The organism is Sphingopyxis sp. (assembly GCF_036402335.1).
In the GTDB taxonomy this organism is placed as follows: domain Bacteria; phylum Pseudomonadota; class Alphaproteobacteria; order Sphingomonadales; family Sphingomonadaceae; genus Sphingopyxis.
This window is the reverse complement of the sequence record NZ_DASWTD010000061.1, coordinates 1-17,436: the sequence shown is the minus strand read 5'-3', so window position 1 is coordinate 17,436 and position 17,436 is coordinate 1. Positions and strand designations below refer to the sequence as shown.

Annotated in this window: 22 protein-coding genes; 5 read left to right on the top strand and 17 right to left on the bottom strand. The window is 64.1% G+C overall.

Features of this window, described 5'->3' with window-relative positions; genetic code table 11:
• A partial coding sequence (locus VGD20_RS01895) for a hypothetical protein (RefSeq protein WP_331132833.1) occupies positions 1-555 on the bottom strand: 555 nt, incomplete at its 3' end.
• A gap of 173 nt (positions 556-728) precedes the next feature.
• Here VGD20_RS01895 and VGD20_RS01890 point away from each other — a divergent pair.
• Both VGD20_RS01890 and VGD20_RS01885 read left to right on the top strand, forming a co-directional pair.
• Positions 729-2,120 carry a cytochrome P450 gene (locus tag VGD20_RS01890; RefSeq protein WP_331132832.1) on the top strand — a complete coding sequence of 464 codons (1,392 nt, stop codon included), beginning with the start codon at positions 729-731 and terminating at the stop codon, positions 2,118-2,120.
• Positions 2,121-2,195: 75 nt separating this feature from the next.
• Positions 2,196-2,630, top strand: coding sequence for a hypothetical protein (locus tag VGD20_RS01885; protein WP_331132831.1), 435 nt, complete (start codon positions 2,196-2,198; stop codon positions 2,628-2,630).
• A gap of 90 nt (positions 2,631-2,720) precedes the next feature.
• On the opposite strand, the gene VGD20_RS01880 is transcribed toward VGD20_RS01885, so the two are convergent.
• Complete coding sequence (locus tag VGD20_RS01880) at positions 2,721-3,488, bottom strand: sulfite exporter TauE/SafE family protein (protein ID WP_331132830.1); 768 nt, start codon at positions 3,486-3,488, stop codon at positions 2,721-2,723.
• 136 nt (positions 3,489-3,624) lie between these two features.
• Entirely contained in the window at positions 3,625-4,521 is an 897-nt protein-coding gene (locus tag VGD20_RS01875; RefSeq protein WP_331132829.1) for a LysR family transcriptional regulator, read from the bottom strand.
• A 113-nt stretch (positions 4,522-4,634) separates the two neighbouring features.
• Here VGD20_RS01875 and VGD20_RS01870 point away from each other — a divergent pair, with 113 nt between their 5' ends.
• A complete protein-coding gene (locus tag VGD20_RS01870; protein ID WP_331132828.1) occupies positions 4,635-4,970 on the top strand; it encodes a hypothetical protein in 336 nt (111 codons plus the stop codon).
• A 142-nt stretch (positions 4,971-5,112) separates the two neighbouring features.
• Here the strand turns inward: VGD20_RS01870 and VGD20_RS01865 are convergent, their stop codons facing one another.
• Both VGD20_RS01865 and VGD20_RS01860 read right to left on the bottom strand, forming a co-directional pair.
• The gene (locus VGD20_RS01865) at positions 5,113-5,607 is read right to left on the bottom strand and encodes a PIN domain-containing protein (protein WP_331132827.1); all 495 of its coding nucleotides are present in this window, start codon (positions 5,605-5,607) and stop codon (positions 5,113-5,115) included.
• Positions 5,607-5,846 (bottom strand): type II toxin-antitoxin system prevent-host-death family antitoxin, encoded by a 240-nt coding sequence (locus tag VGD20_RS01860; protein WP_331132826.1) that lies wholly within the window; start codon positions 5,844-5,846, stop codon positions 5,607-5,609. Before VGD20_RS01860 ends, VGD20_RS01865 begins: the two co-directional genes overlap by 1 nt.
• 247 nt (positions 5,847-6,093) lie before the next feature.
• On the opposite strand from VGD20_RS01860, the gene VGD20_RS01855 reads away from it, so the two are divergent.
• Positions 6,094-7,485, top strand: a complete 1,392-nt coding sequence (locus VGD20_RS01855) for a cation:proton antiporter (RefSeq protein ID WP_331132825.1) — start codon at positions 6,094-6,096, stop codon at positions 7,483-7,485.
• A gap of 52 nt (positions 7,486-7,537) precedes the next feature.
• On the opposite strand, the gene VGD20_RS01850 is transcribed toward VGD20_RS01855, so the two are convergent.
• On the bottom strand, positions 7,538-9,082 hold the full coding sequence (locus VGD20_RS01850) for a tryptophan halogenase family protein (protein ID WP_331132824.1): 1,545 nt from the start codon (positions 9,080-9,082) through the stop codon (positions 7,538-7,540).
• 73 nt (positions 9,083-9,155) lie between these two features.
• On the opposite strand from VGD20_RS01850, the gene VGD20_RS01845 reads away from it, so the two are divergent.
• On the top strand, positions 9,156-9,866 hold the full coding sequence (locus VGD20_RS01845) for an extensin family protein (protein WP_331132823.1): 711 nt from the start codon (positions 9,156-9,158) through the stop codon (positions 9,864-9,866).
• Here VGD20_RS01845 and mddA read toward each other — a convergent pair.
• From mddA to sufB, 11 genes are all read right to left on the bottom strand, one after another.
• A complete protein-coding gene (mddA, locus tag VGD20_RS01840) occupies positions 9,863-10,600 on the bottom strand; it encodes a methanethiol S-methyltransferase (protein WP_331132822.1) in 738 nt (245 codons plus the stop codon). The two genes, VGD20_RS01845 and mddA, sit on opposite strands and share 4 nt — an antisense overlap.
• A gap of 52 nt (positions 10,601-10,652) precedes the next feature.
• Positions 10,653-11,009: an iron-sulfur cluster assembly accessory protein gene (locus VGD20_RS01835; RefSeq protein ID WP_331132821.1), complete on the bottom strand. Its 357-nt coding sequence runs from the start codon at positions 11,007-11,009 to the stop codon at positions 10,653-10,655.
• Positions 11,009-11,479 carry an SUF system Fe-S cluster assembly protein gene (locus VGD20_RS01830; protein WP_331132820.1) on the bottom strand — a complete coding sequence of 157 codons (471 nt, stop codon included), beginning with the start codon at positions 11,477-11,479 and terminating at the stop codon, positions 11,009-11,011. The genes VGD20_RS01835 and VGD20_RS01830 overlap by 1 nt, the downstream gene beginning before the upstream one ends.
• On the bottom strand, positions 11,476-12,654 hold the full coding sequence (locus VGD20_RS01825; protein WP_331132835.1) for a cysteine desulfurase: 1,179 nt from the start codon (positions 12,652-12,654) through the stop codon (positions 11,476-11,478). The genes VGD20_RS01830 and VGD20_RS01825 overlap by 4 nt, the downstream gene beginning before the upstream one ends.
• 62 nt (positions 12,655-12,716) lie before the next feature.
• A complete protein-coding gene (locus tag VGD20_RS01820) occupies positions 12,717-13,442 on the bottom strand; it encodes a SufD family Fe-S cluster assembly protein (protein WP_331132819.1) in 726 nt (241 codons plus the stop codon).
• A complete protein-coding gene (locus VGD20_RS01815) occupies positions 13,439-13,753 on the bottom strand; it encodes a hypothetical protein (protein WP_331132818.1) in 315 nt (104 codons plus the stop codon). The genes VGD20_RS01820 and VGD20_RS01815 overlap by 4 nt, the downstream gene beginning before the upstream one ends.
• Positions 13,750-14,493 (bottom strand): Fe-S cluster assembly ATPase SufC, encoded by a 744-nt coding sequence (sufC, locus tag VGD20_RS01810; protein WP_331132817.1) that lies wholly within the window; start codon positions 14,491-14,493, stop codon positions 13,750-13,752. The genes VGD20_RS01815 and sufC overlap by 4 nt, the downstream gene beginning before the upstream one ends.
• Positions 14,480-14,947: a hypothetical protein gene (locus VGD20_RS01805; RefSeq protein WP_331132816.1), complete on the bottom strand. Its 468-nt coding sequence runs from the start codon at positions 14,945-14,947 to the stop codon at positions 14,480-14,482. The genes sufC and VGD20_RS01805 overlap by 14 nt, the downstream gene beginning before the upstream one ends.
• Complete coding sequence (locus tag VGD20_RS01800) at positions 14,947-15,366, bottom strand: endonuclease domain-containing protein (RefSeq protein ID WP_331132834.1); 420 nt, start codon at positions 15,364-15,366, stop codon at positions 14,947-14,949. The genes VGD20_RS01805 and VGD20_RS01800 overlap by 1 nt, the downstream gene beginning before the upstream one ends.
• Before the next feature lie 95 nt (positions 15,367-15,461).
• A complete protein-coding gene (locus VGD20_RS01795; protein WP_331132815.1) occupies positions 15,462-15,815 on the bottom strand; it encodes a DUF4180 domain-containing protein in 354 nt (117 codons plus the stop codon).
• Positions 15,812-17,299: a Fe-S cluster assembly protein SufB gene (sufB, locus tag VGD20_RS01790; protein ID WP_331132814.1), complete on the bottom strand. Its 1,488-nt coding sequence runs from the start codon at positions 17,297-17,299 to the stop codon at positions 15,812-15,814. Before sufB ends, VGD20_RS01795 begins: the two co-directional genes overlap by 4 nt.
• Between the last annotated feature and the right edge of the window lie 137 nt (positions 17,300-17,436).

Genomic DNA, 17,436 nt, shown 5'->3' with positions numbered 1-17,436 from the left:
CCAGCCGCCGGGGCGGCCTGGCCGCCCGGGCGTGCCGTCGGGGCGTCCGGGGTTGCCGGTGGCAGGGGGCGTGCCGGGGTTGCCGGGGCCGCGTCCGGGCCGCGTGCCGTGCGGTCCGTCATGGTCGCGGTCGCCGCGGCCCCATCCGCCGGGGCGCCCCGGTTTCCAGTCGCCGCGCCCGCCATGATGTTTCCACCACGCGCGCCGTCCGCCCCAATAGTTGAGGTACTGGCCGCGGAGCGGGTAGCGGTTGCGGTAATTGTCGAACATCCACATGCCGTAGCCGGGGTAATAATAATCGTCGTACCAGCCGCCGCCGAAGCCGATCTGCGCGAAACCGCTGCCATAGTCGGCGCCGTCATAGCAGTCGTAGCCATAGCCGTCGTCGTACGCATAGCCGTCGCCGTCGTAATAAGCGTCGCCATAGCGCGCGGCGCAATCGCCGCCTGACGCATAGCTCGATCCATAGACGTCGCCATAATAGCAGCCGCCGAGCGTCGTCGTCGCGAGGGCGCCGAGGGCGATGGACAGGGGGCGCTTCAAACTCTTCGCCATAGCTTTATCCTTTTGGGTGCAACGGATGCGACCCGTCATCTTGGATCGCAAATTGCCCGAGTCGAGTTGAATTTGCGGTGAATAGTGTCCCGCGCCGCCCAAGGGCTTACTTGCATCAGTGTCAGTAGTGCGTTACGCCGGGTATCAGGCAAGATGGACGAGGATGTGACCCGATGAACGCGCCCACGAATATCCAATGGTCCGAAAAGCGCTTCGGCCCCGAAACGCAGCACTGGCTGCCGCGCAACCCCGAACGGGTGCTCGATCATATTCCGGGCGAGGATGGCATGCCCATTCTCGGCAACACGCTCGAACAGCTCGGCGACTATCGCGGCTTCACCGACCGGATGGTCGCCAAATATGGCCGCGTCTATCGCAACAACAGCTTCGGCGGGCGCAGCGTCGCGCTCCACGGGCCCGAGGCGAACGAACTTGTCATGTTCGACCGCGAGAAGATATTTTCGTCCGAACAGGGCTGGGGTCCGGTACTCAACCTGCTGTTCCCGCGCGGGCTGATGCTGATGGATTTCGAAAAGCACCGCGCCGACCGCAAGATATTGTCGGTCGCGTTCAAGCCCGAGCCGATGCGCCACTATGCCGATTCGCTGAACGAAGGCATCCGTGACCGTATCGGCCAATGGGGCGGCAAGACCTTCAAATTCTATCCCGCGATCAAGGAACTGACGCTCGACCTCGCCGCGACCAGCTTTCTCGGGATTCCTTGGGGTCCCGAGGCGGACAAGGTGAACAAGGCGTTCGTCGACATGGTGCAGGCATCGATCGGCGTCGTTCGCGTGCCGCTGCCCTTCACCGCGATGGGCCGCGGCGCGAAGGGCCGCGCCTTTCTGGTCGACTATTTCGGCAAGATGGTGCCCGAGCGCCGCGAGGGGACGGGCGAGGACATGTTCAGCCAAATCTGCCGCACGCGCGACGACGATGGCAATTATATGAGCGTCGAGGCGATCGTCGACCATATGAACTTCCTGATGATGGCGGCACACGACACGATCACCAGCTCGATCACGACGCTCGTCTGGGAACTCGCGCGCCACCCCGAATGGCAGGACAAGCTGCGCGAGGAGATGCTGGCGGTGGCCCCGGCGGGCGAGGGGGTCGGGCACAACAGCCTCGGCCAGCTCGAAATGACCGAATGGGCGTTCAAGGAGGCGCTGCGGCTGGTTCCCCCGGTGCCGAGCTTCCCGCGCCGCGCACTCAAGGATTTCGAATATGGCGGCTATCGCATCCCCGCGGGGACGTCGGTCGGCGTCAGCCCCGCCTATACGCATATGATGGCGGAACATTGGCCCGAGCCCGAGCGGTTTGACCCGATGCGCTTTTCGCCGGAAGTTGCGCGCGAGCGCCACAAATATGCGTGGGTCCCGTTCGGCGGCGGTGCGCACATGTGCCTCGGTCTGCACTTTGCATACATGCAGGCCAAAATCTTCTTCCATCATGTCATCACGACGCACCGCATCACTGTCGCCGATGGCTATGCGCCCGAATGGCAGGTGCTCCCGATCCCGCGGCCGAAGGACGGGCTGACGGTGAGCTTCGTTCCGCTGTGACCTGAATCCCGGCGCGCCGCTTGTTTGCACGGCGGCGCGACCTATCTCCCGACTTTGGGGACGGGAGGGGCGAAGATGGTTTTTGCGCTGTTTCTGGCGGGTCTGCTCGCCGTCATGCTGTTCGCGGGCGACACTGTGGCGGCGCGCTGGCTCCACCGCACGACGGTCGAGGAACCGATCGCCCTCTTCGGACGGCTCGAACGCAAGCATATCCTGTTCCTCGTCGTCGGCCTGTTCGCCATCCAGGCCTATGCCGCCGTGCTGCCGGCCGAACTCGCGGTGGCGCTGGCATGGGACATGACCGCCTATGTCGATGCGATGATCGCGACATGGGCGCTGTCGACCTTCGCGCGCTTCCGCTCGATGAAGGCCTTGCTCGCGGTGCGGATGGACGCGTTGCTGGCGCCATTCCGGCGTCTTCGCGCACGCCGAAACCGACTGTCCCGCCCCGACGCGCGCAAGCCGGCCGCCAATGACGATGACCCGTGGCCGGTTCGGGTAGCCGCCTGAGCGTCAGCCGCGGATGGCGGTTCAGGGTGGATTTGGATTTTAGGGAGCAGCAGCATGTCTGCTTCCGGTCGAAACGCGCCGTCCAGGCTATCAAATCAGCGCGCGATAGAGGCCGAAGGCGCTGGTTGCGGTCAACACGACACCGACCAGGACGAGCATGACCTTGGGCGAAAAACGCTTGGCCATCATCGCGCCGAGCGGGGCCGCCGCGACGCCGCCGATGATCAGCCCGAGCGTCGGGCCCAGAATCTCTTCGAAGCCGAGATTCCAGATGAAGGCGATCGAGACCGACACGGCGAGGAAAAATTCAACGCTGTTGACCGTACCGACGACCTTGCGCGGCTCGCCGCCCTGGACGAGCAGGTTGGACGTGACGACCGGTCCCCAGCCGCCCCCGCCGGCGGCATCGAGGAAACCGCCGACCACCGCGAGCGGGGCCACGACCTTGGGTTTGGCGATCTTGGGCGGATAGAGGAGGCCGCGGACGAGCAACCACACGCCGATCAGCACCAGATAGCCGAGCACGAAGGGCTTCACCACGTCGGCGTGGAGCGAGGTGAGCACATAGGCACCAAGCACCCCGCCGACCACACCGGGGATCAGCAGCCGGAAAAACAGCGGCCAGTCTATGTTGCGATGGAACAGATGGCTCAATCCCGATGCGCCGGTCGTGAATATCTCGACGACATGGATGCGCGCCGAGGCGATCGCGGGCGGGACGCCCAGCACCGCGACGAGCAAGGTGTTGCAAATGACGCCGAAGGCCATGCCCAGCGCGCCGTCGACGAGTTGCGCGGCAAAGCCGATCAGGATGAACGGCAGGAGCGCGGTAAAGTCGATGGCCGCAAGTTCAGTCATGTTTCATCCCAACCCTTTTGATTGACAACCTGCTGCCGGGATTCCGCTCTCCGCGCCAGCCCAATTTTTCTGCTGGCGGCCAAGGGATTTGTTTCCGCGCCCAGCCGAACCCCCAGTCGAACCGCGCCGATCGGGGTCAGCCGGTGACGTCGTCGGGCAGATAATCGCGCACATAATCAATGAATGCGCGGAGTTTCGGCATCACCTGCTTGCGGCTGGGGTAATAGAGGAACAGCCCCGAGGTCGAGCACGCCTGGTCGGCGAGCACGAGTTCGAGCTCGCCCGCGGCGACCTGTGCCTTGACCACCGGCTCGGCGGTCATGCCCATCGCGACCCCGGCGCGCACCGCGACCATCATCGCGGTGAAGTCGTTGACGATCACCGGCCCGGTCACCCCGACCTCGATTTCGCGATTTCCCTTCTCGAATGTCCAGGGCATCAGCGCGCCGCTTCCCATCCGCATGCGCACGCAGCGATGATTGCGCAGTTCGTCGGGATTCTCCGGCCGGCCGTGCTTCGCCAGATAGCCCGGGGTGGCGACCGCGACGAAACGAAAGGGCCCGGTCAGGCGAACGGCGATCACATCGGCGTCGAGCGATTCGCCCATCCGCACGCCGGCGTCGAAACCGCCGGCGCTGAGATCGGCAAGCGCGTCCTCGGCATAGATTTCGAGTTCGATATCGGGATAGGTTTCGCAAAAGCCCGCGATGATCGGTTCGAACAAAGGCTGTACCGCGCCGCGCATCAGGTTGATACGCAGCCGGCCCGCGGGCCGGTTGCCGAGGTTGCGCGCGGCTTCATAGGCGTCGCCAAGCCCGGCATAGGCAGGCGCGGCGCGCTCGAGGAACATCTCGCCCGCCTGGGTCAGGCCGACGCTGCGGGTGGTGCGCATGAACAATGGTGCGCCGACACGGGCTTCGAGGCCCTTGATCGTCTGGCTGATCGCCGAGGGCGAGACGCCAAGGTCGGCCGCTGCGGCGGAAAAGCTCCGCCTTTCCGCGACACGCAGGAAAGCTTCGATCCCGTCGAGCACCCCATGGGGGATTGTTAAATCCTGCTTCAAGGCACTTGCAGATTATAGAGGATTATCTAAGTGCGCAAGCGCACCTATAAAGGTTGCACAACGAAACGAAAGGAACCTCTCCCATGGCCTATCAGCTCTCCTCTTATCGCCGCTTTCCCGCCGCTTTCGCGATTGTCGCCGCTTCGGCGCTCGCATTCACCGGCCTGATGGCAACCGCAAGCCCCGCTTACGCCCAGTCGGCCAGCGATTATCGTTGCGCCGGTCTGGCCGAACAGGCCCATGTCGCCGCCGGCGGCGTCGAAGGTGCCAAGCAGTCGAGCGCCAAGCGCTTTGTTTCGACCGGCAAGAAGCTGTGCGAAGCGGGCAACGAACGTGCCGCCGCCAAGCAGTTCCGCGCCGCGCTGAAGATCGCCGGCGTCGCGGAAGTCGAAGCCGACAGCAAGATGGCCTCCCGCTAAGGCGGGGCGCCAAGCACCCTGACACACCAATCTCCGGACCGTCTCTCCCTCTCCCCCGACGGATCCACTAACTGGGGCGGCACCTTAACGGGCCGCCCCTCTTATTTATGGTTATGCCGGGCCAGACCGAGGCAACCTGGCCTCACCCCCGGATAAACAGGCTGCGGATCCACGGCGATCGCTCGCGCGTCGCTTCGCGCCAGTCGCCGCCTTCGTCCGCGTCGGGCGCAGCGCGGCTGGGATCGAACAGCTTGACCCGCGCGCCGCGGAATGTGGCGGCGCGATAGGTGACCAATGTCAGCCCATGTTCGAGCGCGGTTGCGGCGAGCAGGGCATTGCGGTCCTGGTCGAGCGGCAGTGTCGCGCGCCGTCGCGCGATGGCGAGATCGATCGGCAAGACACGCCCTGCGAACGCGGGCAGCAATTGGCCGTCGATCCAGTCGCGCCACGCCGCGCCTGCTGCCTTGCCCTGTTTCGCCGCCAGTGCGGCGGCATTCTCCAACTCGACGAGCGACAGCGCCGACAGGAACATCGACTGGCGCGACGTGCGCTGCGCCCATCCGGCGAGTGCCGCGTCGTCGCCGTCGGTTCGTGCGTGGCGCAGGTCGAAGAGGATTTCGGCATCGAGCAGGAACATCAGCCGCCCCCGTCCAGTGCCTTGCGCAGACACGCGCGGTCGAGCGCGATGTCGCCGGGCCGCGTAGAGAGCAACTGCGCCATCGTCTCGCGCTCGCCGCTCAATTGCCGCCAGGCGTCGATGCTGATCAGGACATGGGTGGGGCGCCCGCGGTCGGTGACGAACACCGGTTCGACGAGCGCGAATCGCTTCGCGCGGCTGACATCCTGATTGAGTTCGCGGCTCGTGACGCGCTTCATGACCACCCCTCGCCGATGCTAAAATCAAAGCATATTGTGATCGTTCACATGTAGGTATGTTACTACACTGTGACCGCCCCGCAACAAAAATGATGTGTGAACCGGAAATCGACGCTGCGGGCGCGCCCAATCGCAGGCACGGCATTGCGCTGGTGCGGCTTTCATGTCTCCTGATGCCGGGAACGGGCGATTAGCGACGAATTTCAATTCGTGGCGCCTCGGTGGGAGAGGGAAATTGGTATCCAATATGTTCCATGAATTGGTCCGCGCTATCGGCGATGTGCTCGGCGCGCATGGCCCGGCGGTCGACGCGGCGCAAAGCTATGCGCCCAGCGACTACAGCATCCATTTCTTTCTCCAGATCGCCGTGATCCTCCTCGTCTGCCGCGTCGTCGGATGGATGGCGAACCGGTTCATGGGCCAACCGCAGGTGGTCGGCGAAATGATCGCGGGCGTCGTGCTCGGCCCCTCGCTTTTCGGCCTCTTCTTTCCCGAGTTTCAGGCCGCGCTATTCCCCAAGGAAACGCGCAACATCCTCTATGTCGGCGCGCAATTCGGCGTCGGCCTCTACATGTTCCTCGTCGGCACGACGCTGCGCCTCGATCATTTCCAGTCGAAGGCGAAAAGCGCGGTCGGGGTGTCGGCCGCCGGCATTGTCGCGCCCTTTCTTTTCGCCGCGCTCATTACGCCCTTCCTGCTCGATATTCCGGGGCTGTTCACCGAGGGACTGGGACAAGGTGGCGCAACGCTCTTTCTGGGCGCGTGCATCGCCCTGACCGCCTTCCCGATGCTGGCGCGCATCATCAACGAACGCGGGCTTGCCAACACCTCGCTCGGGACGCTGACATTGACCGCGGGCGCGTTCGACGACGCCGTTTCGTGGTGCGTGCTCGCGATCGTGCTCGCGACCTTCGGTGCCGGGCCCGGCGTCGCGCTGCTCGCGATCGTCGGCGGGATCAGCTTCGCGCTCTTCATGTTCTTCGTCGGGCGCAAGCTGCTCATCCCGCTCGGCCGCGCGGTCGAGGCAAAGGGCGAACTCACCCACACGCTGCTCGCCATCGTCCTGATGCTCTATGCCATATCGGCCTTCTTCATGGACGCGGTCGGTATCCATGCGGTGTTCGGCGGCTTCCTGCTCGGTGCATGCATGCCGCGCGGCCTCTTGACCGAAGAGATCAGGAAGAAGATCGAGCCGATGACGGTCGTCTTCCTGTTGCCGATGTTCTTCACCTATTCGGGTCTCAACACCCAGCTCACGACGGTGAACAGCCTGACGCTGCTCGCCATCGCAACCGGCATATTGCTCGTCTCGATCGCCGCGAAGTTCGGCGCCTGCTGGCTCGCGGCGCGGCTCGCGGGCGAGGACAATCGCACCGCGATGGGGATCGGCGCATTGATGAACGCGCGCGGGCTGATGGAACTCATCATCATCAACATCGGGCTGCAAAAGGGCATCATCGGTCCGACGCTCTTTGCGATCATGGTGCTGATGGCGATCGTCACGACGGTGATGGCGGGGCCGCTGTTCGAGATCGTCTATGGGCGCAAGGCGCGCGAGACGGGCGAACTGGGACAACTCGGTACCGAGGGACCCGACGAGGCGGAGCCCCACGGCGAACTGGCGGCCAAGCCCGCCTGACGAACTCCCAGACTCCCCGCTCCGGCTCGCCGGAGCGGGGCCATTTTCGGGATCAGGCGAAGGCGCCGCCGGCGTTGATCTGGTCGATCATCGCGCGGTGCGCGGGGAGTTCGCTCGCGGCGCGGTCGCCAAAGCTCTTGATCCGCGCAAAGATGCGCTCGGCCTCGGCCGTGTCGGGGAATTCCTCGCGGACCGGTGACAGGTCGGTACGATATTCCATGCCGTACAGGATGTACTGATAATTGAAGTAGGCGAAGCTTTCGAGGTCGAGGATGAAGTCGAAGCGCCCCGGCGGGCGATAGCGCCATTCCTCGAGCAGTTCCTTGAGCCGGTCGGGGATCGATGCCGGATCGCCATTGTCACGCCAGAAGGTTTCGCTGCGCTGGCTGAGGCAATAATGGAGCTTCAGGAAATTGATTATGTTGTCGTAGCGCGCCGCCATCAGTTCGTTGAAGCGTCGGGCCGGTGCGCCGGCCGGTCCGTTCAGCGGAAACATCTCGGCAATCATCGCCGCCGCGGTCTCGATCATCACGAGCCCCGTCGATTCAAGCGGCTCGAGGAAGCCGCCCGACAATCCCACCGCGACGCAATTCCTGATCCATGACGCGGGACGATAGCCCGCCTCGAACGGGATCGACCGGACATTGACGTCATGGCTGCGTCCGCCGGTGTAGGTCGCAAGGATGTCGGCCGCGCGCTCGTCGCTCAGATGATCGCTCGAATAGACGCAACCGATGCCGCGCGCACCTGCGAGGCCGATGTCCCACGTCCACCCCGCCTCGTGCGCGGCGGCGATCGTGTAGCTTTCGATGGGAACGTCGGGGCGGTCATAGGGCAGCTTGCACGCAAGTGCGCGGTCGGTGAACAGCTGGTGCTTCACGCCCTTGAACGGCGATTGCAGCGCGCCGCCGATCAGCTCGGCGCGGAAACCCGAACAGTCGATGTAGAGTTCGGCCGCCAGCGTCCCATGCTCGGCCGTCACGACATGGTCGATCGCGCCGCTTTGGGAATCGAGACCGACGCCGGTCAGCGTGCCACGCAGATGTTCGACCCCCAGCATCGATGCTTGCGCCGACAAGACCCCGGCGAGCCGTGCCGCGTCGAAATGATAGGCATAGTTCAACGGCCCGGTAAATTCGCCCTCGCCGGGGCGTTTCGGCGCGCGCCGCGCCTCGGCGACGCGGTTCTGGATCGTCATCGCCTCGGCAAACGGCCGCCGCGTCTTTTCGTCTTGCAGCAGCCAGTATGAAATGAGGCTATGGCCGTCGCCGTGATAGGGCGCCTCGAACGGATGCAGATAATGGCTCGACTGTCCTTGCGGCGGTGTGCGCACCCAGTCGTCGAAGCGGATCCCCTGCTTGAACGTCGCCGACGTCGACCGCACGAACTCGCTCTCGTCGATGCCGATGAACTGCAGTGTGTTCCGGATCGTCGGAAACGCGCCTTCGCCGACCCCGATGCTGCCGATCTCGTCCGACGCCAGCAAGGTGATCGACAGGCGCGGGTTGCGTGGCAGGTCGAAAAAGCGCGCGAGATAGGCCGCGGTCAGCCATCCCGCGGTGCCACCGCCGACGATCAGGATCGAACGTTTCGCCACCCGGAACGCTATCGAGCCGCAAAGCGCTTTCAACAAGCGGTAATTTCCGGCACCGGAGACGGCCAATATGAAAATGCTCCGACCCTATCTGACCTGGTTCGCCGTTGCGGTGTTGCTGACCATCGGCGCGATCCTCGGCATGCAGTGGGTGCGCGCGCATCCCGAGCATATTCCGCGCGCGCGCTTCGAACTTGCGCATCCACAGGGCTGGGCGACCGAGAGCAAGCTGGTCGCGCTCGCACGCGACGATGCCGCCTGCTTCGCCGTATTCGATCGCGCGGGGGCCGGATATCTGCGCCGGCCGGCGGTCGGTAATGGCACCTGCCGTGCGAGCCAGCGCATGATCCTGACCGGCGACCGCTTCGTGCCGACGATGCGCCCCGCGAATGCCGCGCCGGGGTGCGCGGTCACCGCTGCCATGGCGCTGTGGAACCGCGACGTCGTCCAGCCGCTCGCGCAGAGGCATTTCGGGCAGAAGGTCGTCGCGCTGGAAAATCTCGGTAGCTATAATTGTCGCAAGATTGCGGGAGGGCAGGCGCAAAGCGAGCATTCGACCGCCAATGCGATCGACATCTCGGCTTTCATCCTTGCCGACGGCACGCGCATGACATTGATCAACGACTGGGCGCCGGGCGACAGGCGCAGCGAATTCCTCCACGCGGTCCGCGACGGATCGTGCGGGTTGTTCAGCACCGTTCTGTCGCCTGACTATAACCGTGCACATGCCGACCATTTCCACCTCGACATGGCGGCGCGGAGGGCAGGCTGGTCGGTCTGTCGCTAGGCGCGCCCGCGGGTGCCGGGAACAAGCATCGGCGTCGTCTTGCGATAGGCGAGATAGTCGGCGCCGAACGCATCGACGAGGTTGCGCTCCTCCAGCCGGATCGCGATCAGCATATAGACCGACAGGCCGCTCGCGAGCAGCAGGTGCCCCGCCGTCATCGCGGGGGTTGCCCAGAAGGCGAGGAAGAAGCCGGCATAAAGCGGATGCCGGACTAGCTTGTAGAAAAAGGGCTGGTGTAAAACCGGCTTTGCGTTGTTCCGCGCGCGCCATGCGAACCACGCCTGCTGCAGCCCGAACAGTTCGAAGTGGTTGATCAGAAAGGTGCTCACGAGCACAATCACCCAGCCGAGCCCGAACAGCCCCCACAGCACGGCGGCGCCCGCCGGATGATCGACCGTCCAGACCGGCGCCGTCATCGGATGCCACCCGAGGAACAGGATCACGAGCACGAGGTTCGTCATCATCACAAAGGTCGCGCGTTCGATCGGCGGCGGGACAAGACGCGTCCAGCCCGCCTTGAACGCGGGCCGCGCCATCACGCTATGCTGCAATCCGAACAGTGCGATCAGCGCAAGGTTTACGGGAAGGGCAAGCCCCGGCGGCGACTCCGGACCGCGATCGACGGTCAGCGGTGCGCCGGGCAGGTTGCCGGTGAAGGCGATAAGATACAGGAATACCGCAAGGAAAATCGCGTAAGCGATACCGGCATAGGCCAGATAGAAAGCGCGCGTCATGGCAAAGCTCCCCTGAAGCGGGGATCATAGCATATTTCGCGTCGAAAAGCGCCTAGACCGTGAAGCTCTCGCCGCAGCCGCAGGCGCCCTTGGCGTTCGGATTTTCGAACACGAAGCCGGCGGCGAAATCATCCTCGACCCAGTCCATCGTGCTGCCGATCAGGTACAGCACCGACGCGCCGTCGATGTAAAACACCCCGCCCGGGGTTTCGATCTTCTCGTCGAACTTCACCTCTTCGGTGACATAGTCGACCGAATAGGCGAGCCCCGAGCAGCCGCGGCGCGGCGTCGACAGGCGAACCCCGATCGCGCCTTCGGGCGCCGATGCCATCAGCTTCGCGATGCGTTCCTCGGCGTTTGCGGTCAGGGCGACGGCGGCGGGGCGCGCACGGGTTTTCGTCTCGGTCATCAGAGCATTCCCAGTTCGAGGCGCGCTTCGTCGCTCATATTCTGCGGCGACCATGGCGGATCCCAGACGAGGTTGACCTCGGCATCGCCGACTCCCGGAACCGCGCCGACGCGGAGTTCAACCTCTGCCGGCATCGACTCTGCGACGGGGCAGTGCGGGGTGGTCAGCGTCATCGTGACGAGCACATGTCCCTCGTCGATCTCGACATTGTAGATCAGGCCGAGGTCGTAGATGTTCACCGGAATTTCGGGGTCGAAGATATCCTTGAGCGCGCTCACCACGGCCTCGTACAGATCGCCGCCGACCGCGTCGGGCTCGACCGTCGCGGGTTTCGCGGCGAGGAAGCCTTCCAGATAGTCGCGCTTGCGTTCCAGCTTCGCGGGCGCGGTCTCGACATCCTCGACGCGTGCCTTCGGCGGTGCTTCGACGCTCGTGACTTCCTCGACCTTGATTATCCGGTCCTCGCTCATCCGAAAATCCTCTCGACGCGGGCGAGGCCATCGATCAGCGCCGCCACATCGTCGTCATTGCTGTAAACGCCAAAACTCGCGCGCGCGGTCGCGGCGACGCCCAGATGCTCCATCAACGGCTGTGCGCAATGGTGCCCGGCGCGGATCGCGACCCCGCTTTCGTCCAAGATAGTGCCGATGTCGTGCGGATGAACCCCCGCCATCGCGAAACTCACAATTCCGGAACTGTTTTCAGGGCCGAACAAGGTGATGCTGTTCTTTCGCGCGAGCGCCTCGCGCAGCGTGCCGACGAGCGCACACTCATGCGCGTGGATCGCATCGATGCCGATCGCCTCGACATAGTCGACCGCCGCCGCGAGCCCGATCGCCTCGATAATCGCGGGCGTGCCGGCCTCGAAACGCGTCGGCGCGGGGGCATAGGTCGTCTTCGCAAAGGTCACGCGGTCGATCATCGACCCGCCGCCCTGCCACGGAGGCAGCGTATCGAGCTTGTCGCTCCACAAAACGCCGATGCCGGTGGGGCCATAGAGCTTGTGGCCCGAGAAGGCATAATAGTCGCAGCCAAGCGCCGCGACATCGACCGGCAGTCGCGGCACGGCCTGACAGCCGTCGATCAGCAACTCGGCACCGACACGGTGAGCCAGCTCCGCCGCGCGCGCGACGTCGAGCGGGCTGCCGAGCACGTTCGAGACATGCGCGAAGGAAACCATCGTATGTTCGCTCGTCAGCAGCTTTTCGGCGGCGGCGAGATCGATGCAGCCGTCCGCCGTCAGCGGGCAGACATCGACCTGCCAGCCCGCAAGCTGCCACGGCACGATATTGCTGTGATGCTCGAGCGTGGAGAGCAGCACGCGCCCCTTCTTCGGGTGCGAATAAGCGACAAGGTTGATCGCCTCGGTCGCGCCGCGCACGAAGGCGATCTGCTCTTCCTTTGCGCCGATAAATGCCGCGATCCGCCGCCGCGCCGCCTCATAGGCGAGCGTCATGTCGGCCGAACGCGCGTAGACGCCGCGGTGCACCGTCGCATAGTCGCGGCCCATCGCGTTCACGGTTGCGTCGATCACCGCCTGCGGCTTCTGCGCGGTGGCGGCGGTGTCGAGATAGTGCCAGCCCGGCGTCAGGCCGGGGAACTGACCCCTAATTCCGTTCGCATCGAGCGAAGTCGAGATGCCCATCGGCGTTGCACGCACGCCCGGTGTCTCGACTTCGCTCGATGCGAACGGGGAAGGGAGGTTGGTCACACCAGCTCTCCCAATTTCGCAAGCGCGAGCGCCTGCAGCTTTTCCTCATCCTCGGCGCCATCGAACACGCCGGCGACGAACGCCTGCAGCATCAGCTTCTTCGCCTCGCCAGGCGGCAGCCCGCGCGACTGGAGATAATAGAGCGCCATCGCGTCGAGCTCGCCGATCGCGCAGCCATGCGCGCATTTGACATCGTCGGCGAAGATTTCGAGTTCGGGCTTGGCATTGGCAGTTGCGCTGCGGTCGAGCAGCATCGCCTTCACATCCTGCTCGCTGTCGGTCTGCTGCGCATCGCGCGCGACGGCGACCTTGCCGAGATAGGTGGCGGTGGCGGTATCGCCGAGCACCGATCGCACGACCTGCCGCGATGTCGCGCCGGGTTCGGCGTGGGTGACCGTGGTGACGATCTCGAGATTCTGCGTACCGCCGCCGATCTGTGCCGCGCCGAGGGAGAAGTCGGCGCCTTCGTGCAGCGTCACCGCAAGTTCGATACGGCCATAGGACCCGCCGACATTCAGCACGTGCAGCGACGCGGTTGCGCCCTTGCCGAGCACCAGCTCGATCTGGCGGATCGCGCCTTCGTCCTGCACAATCGCACGTTTGAAGTCGCCGCCCGCCGGCACAATGATGCTCTCGGGCGCAGGCAGCGGCCACGCCGCGGTCACCGCATCGATATCGCTATAGCGCCACGCTTCGTCACGCCGGGTAGGGAGGGCAGTCATGGCCTGCGCTCCGCCCATAAGCGGCGGAAGTCCGCGAGCAAAGTCGATTTGCGCTTGTCGATGCAGGCCTTCACTTCGGCCTGGTTCGATGCGCCCTTCTTCACACAGGTCGCGCTCGTCTTGCAGAGCTGCGCGTCGAGCCGTGCGTTGCCGCTGCTTTCGCTGAGGTCGCAATGGTAACGACCCTTGGCGTCGCGGCCGACGATGACCGAAAGGCTTCCCAGCTTCTGCGCGATCACGACGATTTCCTCGTCGGTCGGCACCGGCTCGGGCGCCTGTGCAATCGTCAAAAGGGCGAAGGCAAGGATCACGCCGCGATCTCCGCATAGCCATGTTCTTCGAGCTCACGCGCCAGCTCGGGGCCGCCCGACTTGACGATCCGTCCGCCCGCGAGGACGTGGACGAAATCGGGCTGCACATAGTCGAGCAGGCGCTGGTAATGGGTGATCAGCAGCACCGCCTTGTCGGGGCGCCGCATGATCGCATTGATCCCGTCGCCGACGATGCGCAGCGCGTCGATGTCGAGGCCGCTGTCGGTCTCGTCGAGGATCGCGAGCTTGGGGTCGAGGATGCCCATCTGCACCATCTCGTTGCGCTTCTTCTCGCCGCCCGAAAAGCCGACGTTCACCGGGCGCTTGAGCATGTCCATGTCCATCTTGAGCAGCCCCGCCTTCTCGCGCGCGAGCTTCAGGAAATCGCCGCCCGACAGCGGCTCCTCGCCGCGCGCCTTGCGCTGGGCGTTCAGGCTTTCGCGCAGGAACTGGACGTTCGACACGCCGGGAATTTCGACCGGATACTGGAAGCCGAGGAACAGGCCGGCAGCGGCGCGCTCGTGCGGGTCCATGTCGAGCAGGTCCTGCCCGTCGAACGTCGCCGACCCGTCGGTCACCTCATAGCCCGGCCGCCCGCCGAGGACATAGGAGAGCGTCGACTTGCCTGCGCCGTTGGGGCCCATGATCGCATGGATTTCGCCCGCGTTGATGGCGAGCGACAGGCCCTTCAGGATCGGCTTGTCGGCGACGGTGGCGTGGAGATTTTCAATTTTGAGCATTTTTCGTTTCTTCTTGAATCGGGGGATAGAGGGTCCACCAAATATCAGCAGCGAGGTCCGCTTCGTCGAAATCCACGCAACTCGTTCCAAATGAACCGGCGATCCAAAAACCATCGATATCGAGTACGAGAGGATTGCGGCTCAAGGCTTCCAAAAGAGCTGTCGGGTTAACGAAAACGACGCCAAACTGATCCTTGTTATACGGCGCGAGCATAACGGGATTTTGGTTGCCTCCGAGATGCGCTCGCAACTTTTCCAGAACGCTGGACCAATCGGTCGGGTAGAGGCGTTCCACCGGCTCATCTGTCACGGATGATTGCATCCGTCGCAGGTCGTCTTCGCTGCCGAGCCTAGCTAGGACGCCAAAATTCTTCAGCCGGTCTCGCAACTGGTCGCTATTTCTGCGTCGGTTGTTTCGCTCAAGTAGCAGCGCGAGGCGTTCGTTGTGCGCCATCACCCCACGCTCCCCTCAAGGCCGATCCCCAGCAATTTCTCCGCTTCGACCGCATCAAGCCCCTCCCCTTCAGGGGAGGGGTTGGGGTGGGGTCTATCGGCCTGACGCAAGGTCTCGCCGATAAACTGGAGCACACCGTGCATATTGGTCATCACGTCATGATTGGTGACATGAATCGTGCGAAACCCATGCTCCGACAGCGCTGCATCACGAGCGCGATCTTTAGTCTCCTCGTGCGTATCGCCATCAACTTCGACGATCAGCTCGACGGAAGCGCAAACGAAATCGGCGATAAACCGTCCGATCACTTGCTGGCGACGAAACTTATACCCATCGAGCTGCCCATTCGACAAATGCCGCCACAGCCGCTTTTCCGGTTCGGTCGGATTGTTCCGCATTTTGCGAGCGCGGGCTTGCAACTCTTCGATGGTGGATGCCGATAGACCCCACCCCCGGCCCCTCCCCTGAAGGGGAGGGGTGCCCAACCGCTTTGCCTGATCGCGGACCGTGCAGATCATGCCGCGGTCTCCGCACCCAGCTTTTCCTGAAGCTGGGTTTCATTCGCCACGAACCACAGCGCGCGGCGCTGGTTGGTCTCGCGGACGAAATCGCGAAAGGCGGCGCTTTCCGCCACTTCACTTTCGAAATCGCCGAGGATGGCCAGGCCAACATTATAATTCTGGAACTTCTGCGCGACCGAGCCGAGCAATCGCGTCGACAGGCGGAAGAAATCGGGTGCCAGCCGCTCGCGCGGCACCGCCAGCCATGCCGCGTCGTTCGCCCAGGCCTCCGACAGAAAATCGTTGGCGTCTTCTTCGCGCGCAAGCACGGGCCCGGTTACCGCCATGAGGTGATAGGTGGCCGTCACCCCACGCTCCCCTCAAGGCTGATTCCCAGCAGCTTCTGCGCCTCGACCGCAAACTCCATCGGCAGTTGCTGCAGCACTTCCTTGGCAAAGCCATTGACGATCAGCGCCACCGCCTCCTCCTGCCCCAGCCCGCGCTGCATCGCGTAGAAGAGCTGGTCGTCGCTGATCTTGCTCGTCGTCGCTTCATGCTCGACGGTCGCGGTCGGGTTGCGGACCTCGATATAGGGGACGGTGTGCGCGCCGCAGCTACTGCCCAGAAGCAGGCTGTCGCACTGGGTGAAGTTGCGCACGCCCTCGGCGTTCGGCGCCACCCGCACGATGCCGCGATAGGTGTTGTTCGACTTGCCCGCACTGATCCCCTTCGAAACGATGGTCGAGCGCGTGCGCTTGCCATTGTGGATCATCTTGGTGCCGGTGTCGGCCTGCTGGAAATTGTTGGTGACCGCGACCGAATAAAATTCGCCGACGCTGTCGTCGCCGTTGAGCACGCAGCTCGGATATTTCCATGTGATCGCGGAGCCGGTTTCGACCTGCGTCCACGACACCTTGCTGCGCTTGCCCTGGCACAGCGCGCGCTTCGTCACGAAATTATAGATGCCGCCAAGCCCCTCGGCATTGCCGGGGTACCAGTTCTGCACCGTCGAATATTTGATCTCGGCATCGTCGAGCGCGACCAGTTCGACGACCGCGGCGTGGAGCTGGTTCTCGTCGCGCATCGGCGCGGTGCAGCCTTCGAGGTAAGAGACGTACGCGCCCTTGTCGGCGACGATCAGCGTGCGCTCGAACTGCCCCGTATTCTCGGCGTTGATGCGGAAATAGGTGCTGAGCTCCATCGGGCAGCGCACGCCCTCGGGCACGTAAACGAACGTCCCGTCGGAGAAGACCGCGCAGTTCAAGGTCGCGAAATAATTGTCGTGCATCGGCACGACCTTGCCGAGCCACTTCTTCACCAGCTCGGGATATTCGCGGATCGCCTCGCTGATCGACAGGAAGATCACGCCCGCGCGCTTCAACTCCTCACGGAAGGTCGTCGCGACGCTGACGCTGTCGAACACCGCGTCGACCGCGACCTTGCGCGCGCCCTCGACCCCGGCGAGTACCTTCTGCTCCTCGATCGGGATGCCGAGCTTCTTGTAGACCTCGAGGATCTCGGGATCGACCTCGTCGAGGCTGGAGAGCTTCGGCTTCGCCTTGGGCGCTGCGTAATAATAGGCGTCCTGATAGTCGATCGGCGGCACGTTGAGCTTCGCCCAGTCGGGAGTCTCCATCGTCTGCCAGTGGCGAAACGCCTTCAGTCGCCAGTCGAGCATCCATTCGGGCTCGTTCTTCTTCGCGCTGATGAAGCGGACGGTGTCTTCGGTCAGCCCCTTGGGCGCGAAGTCGGTCTCGATGGCGGAGGACCAGCCATGCTCATAATCGGCCACCTTCGCCGCGGCATCGTGCGCGGCCTGGTCCTTGACGGGGAGTTCGGTGTTATCGGTCATAATCTGATCTCGTCGCCGGCCATCGCCGGAATCGGAAAGGGAGTTTTCGGTGCAACGGACAGGCTCGCGAGGCTGATTTCGGCCAGCGCGCCACGTACCGCGCCGTTCACGACGCCCCAATGCGGCTGCACCTTGCA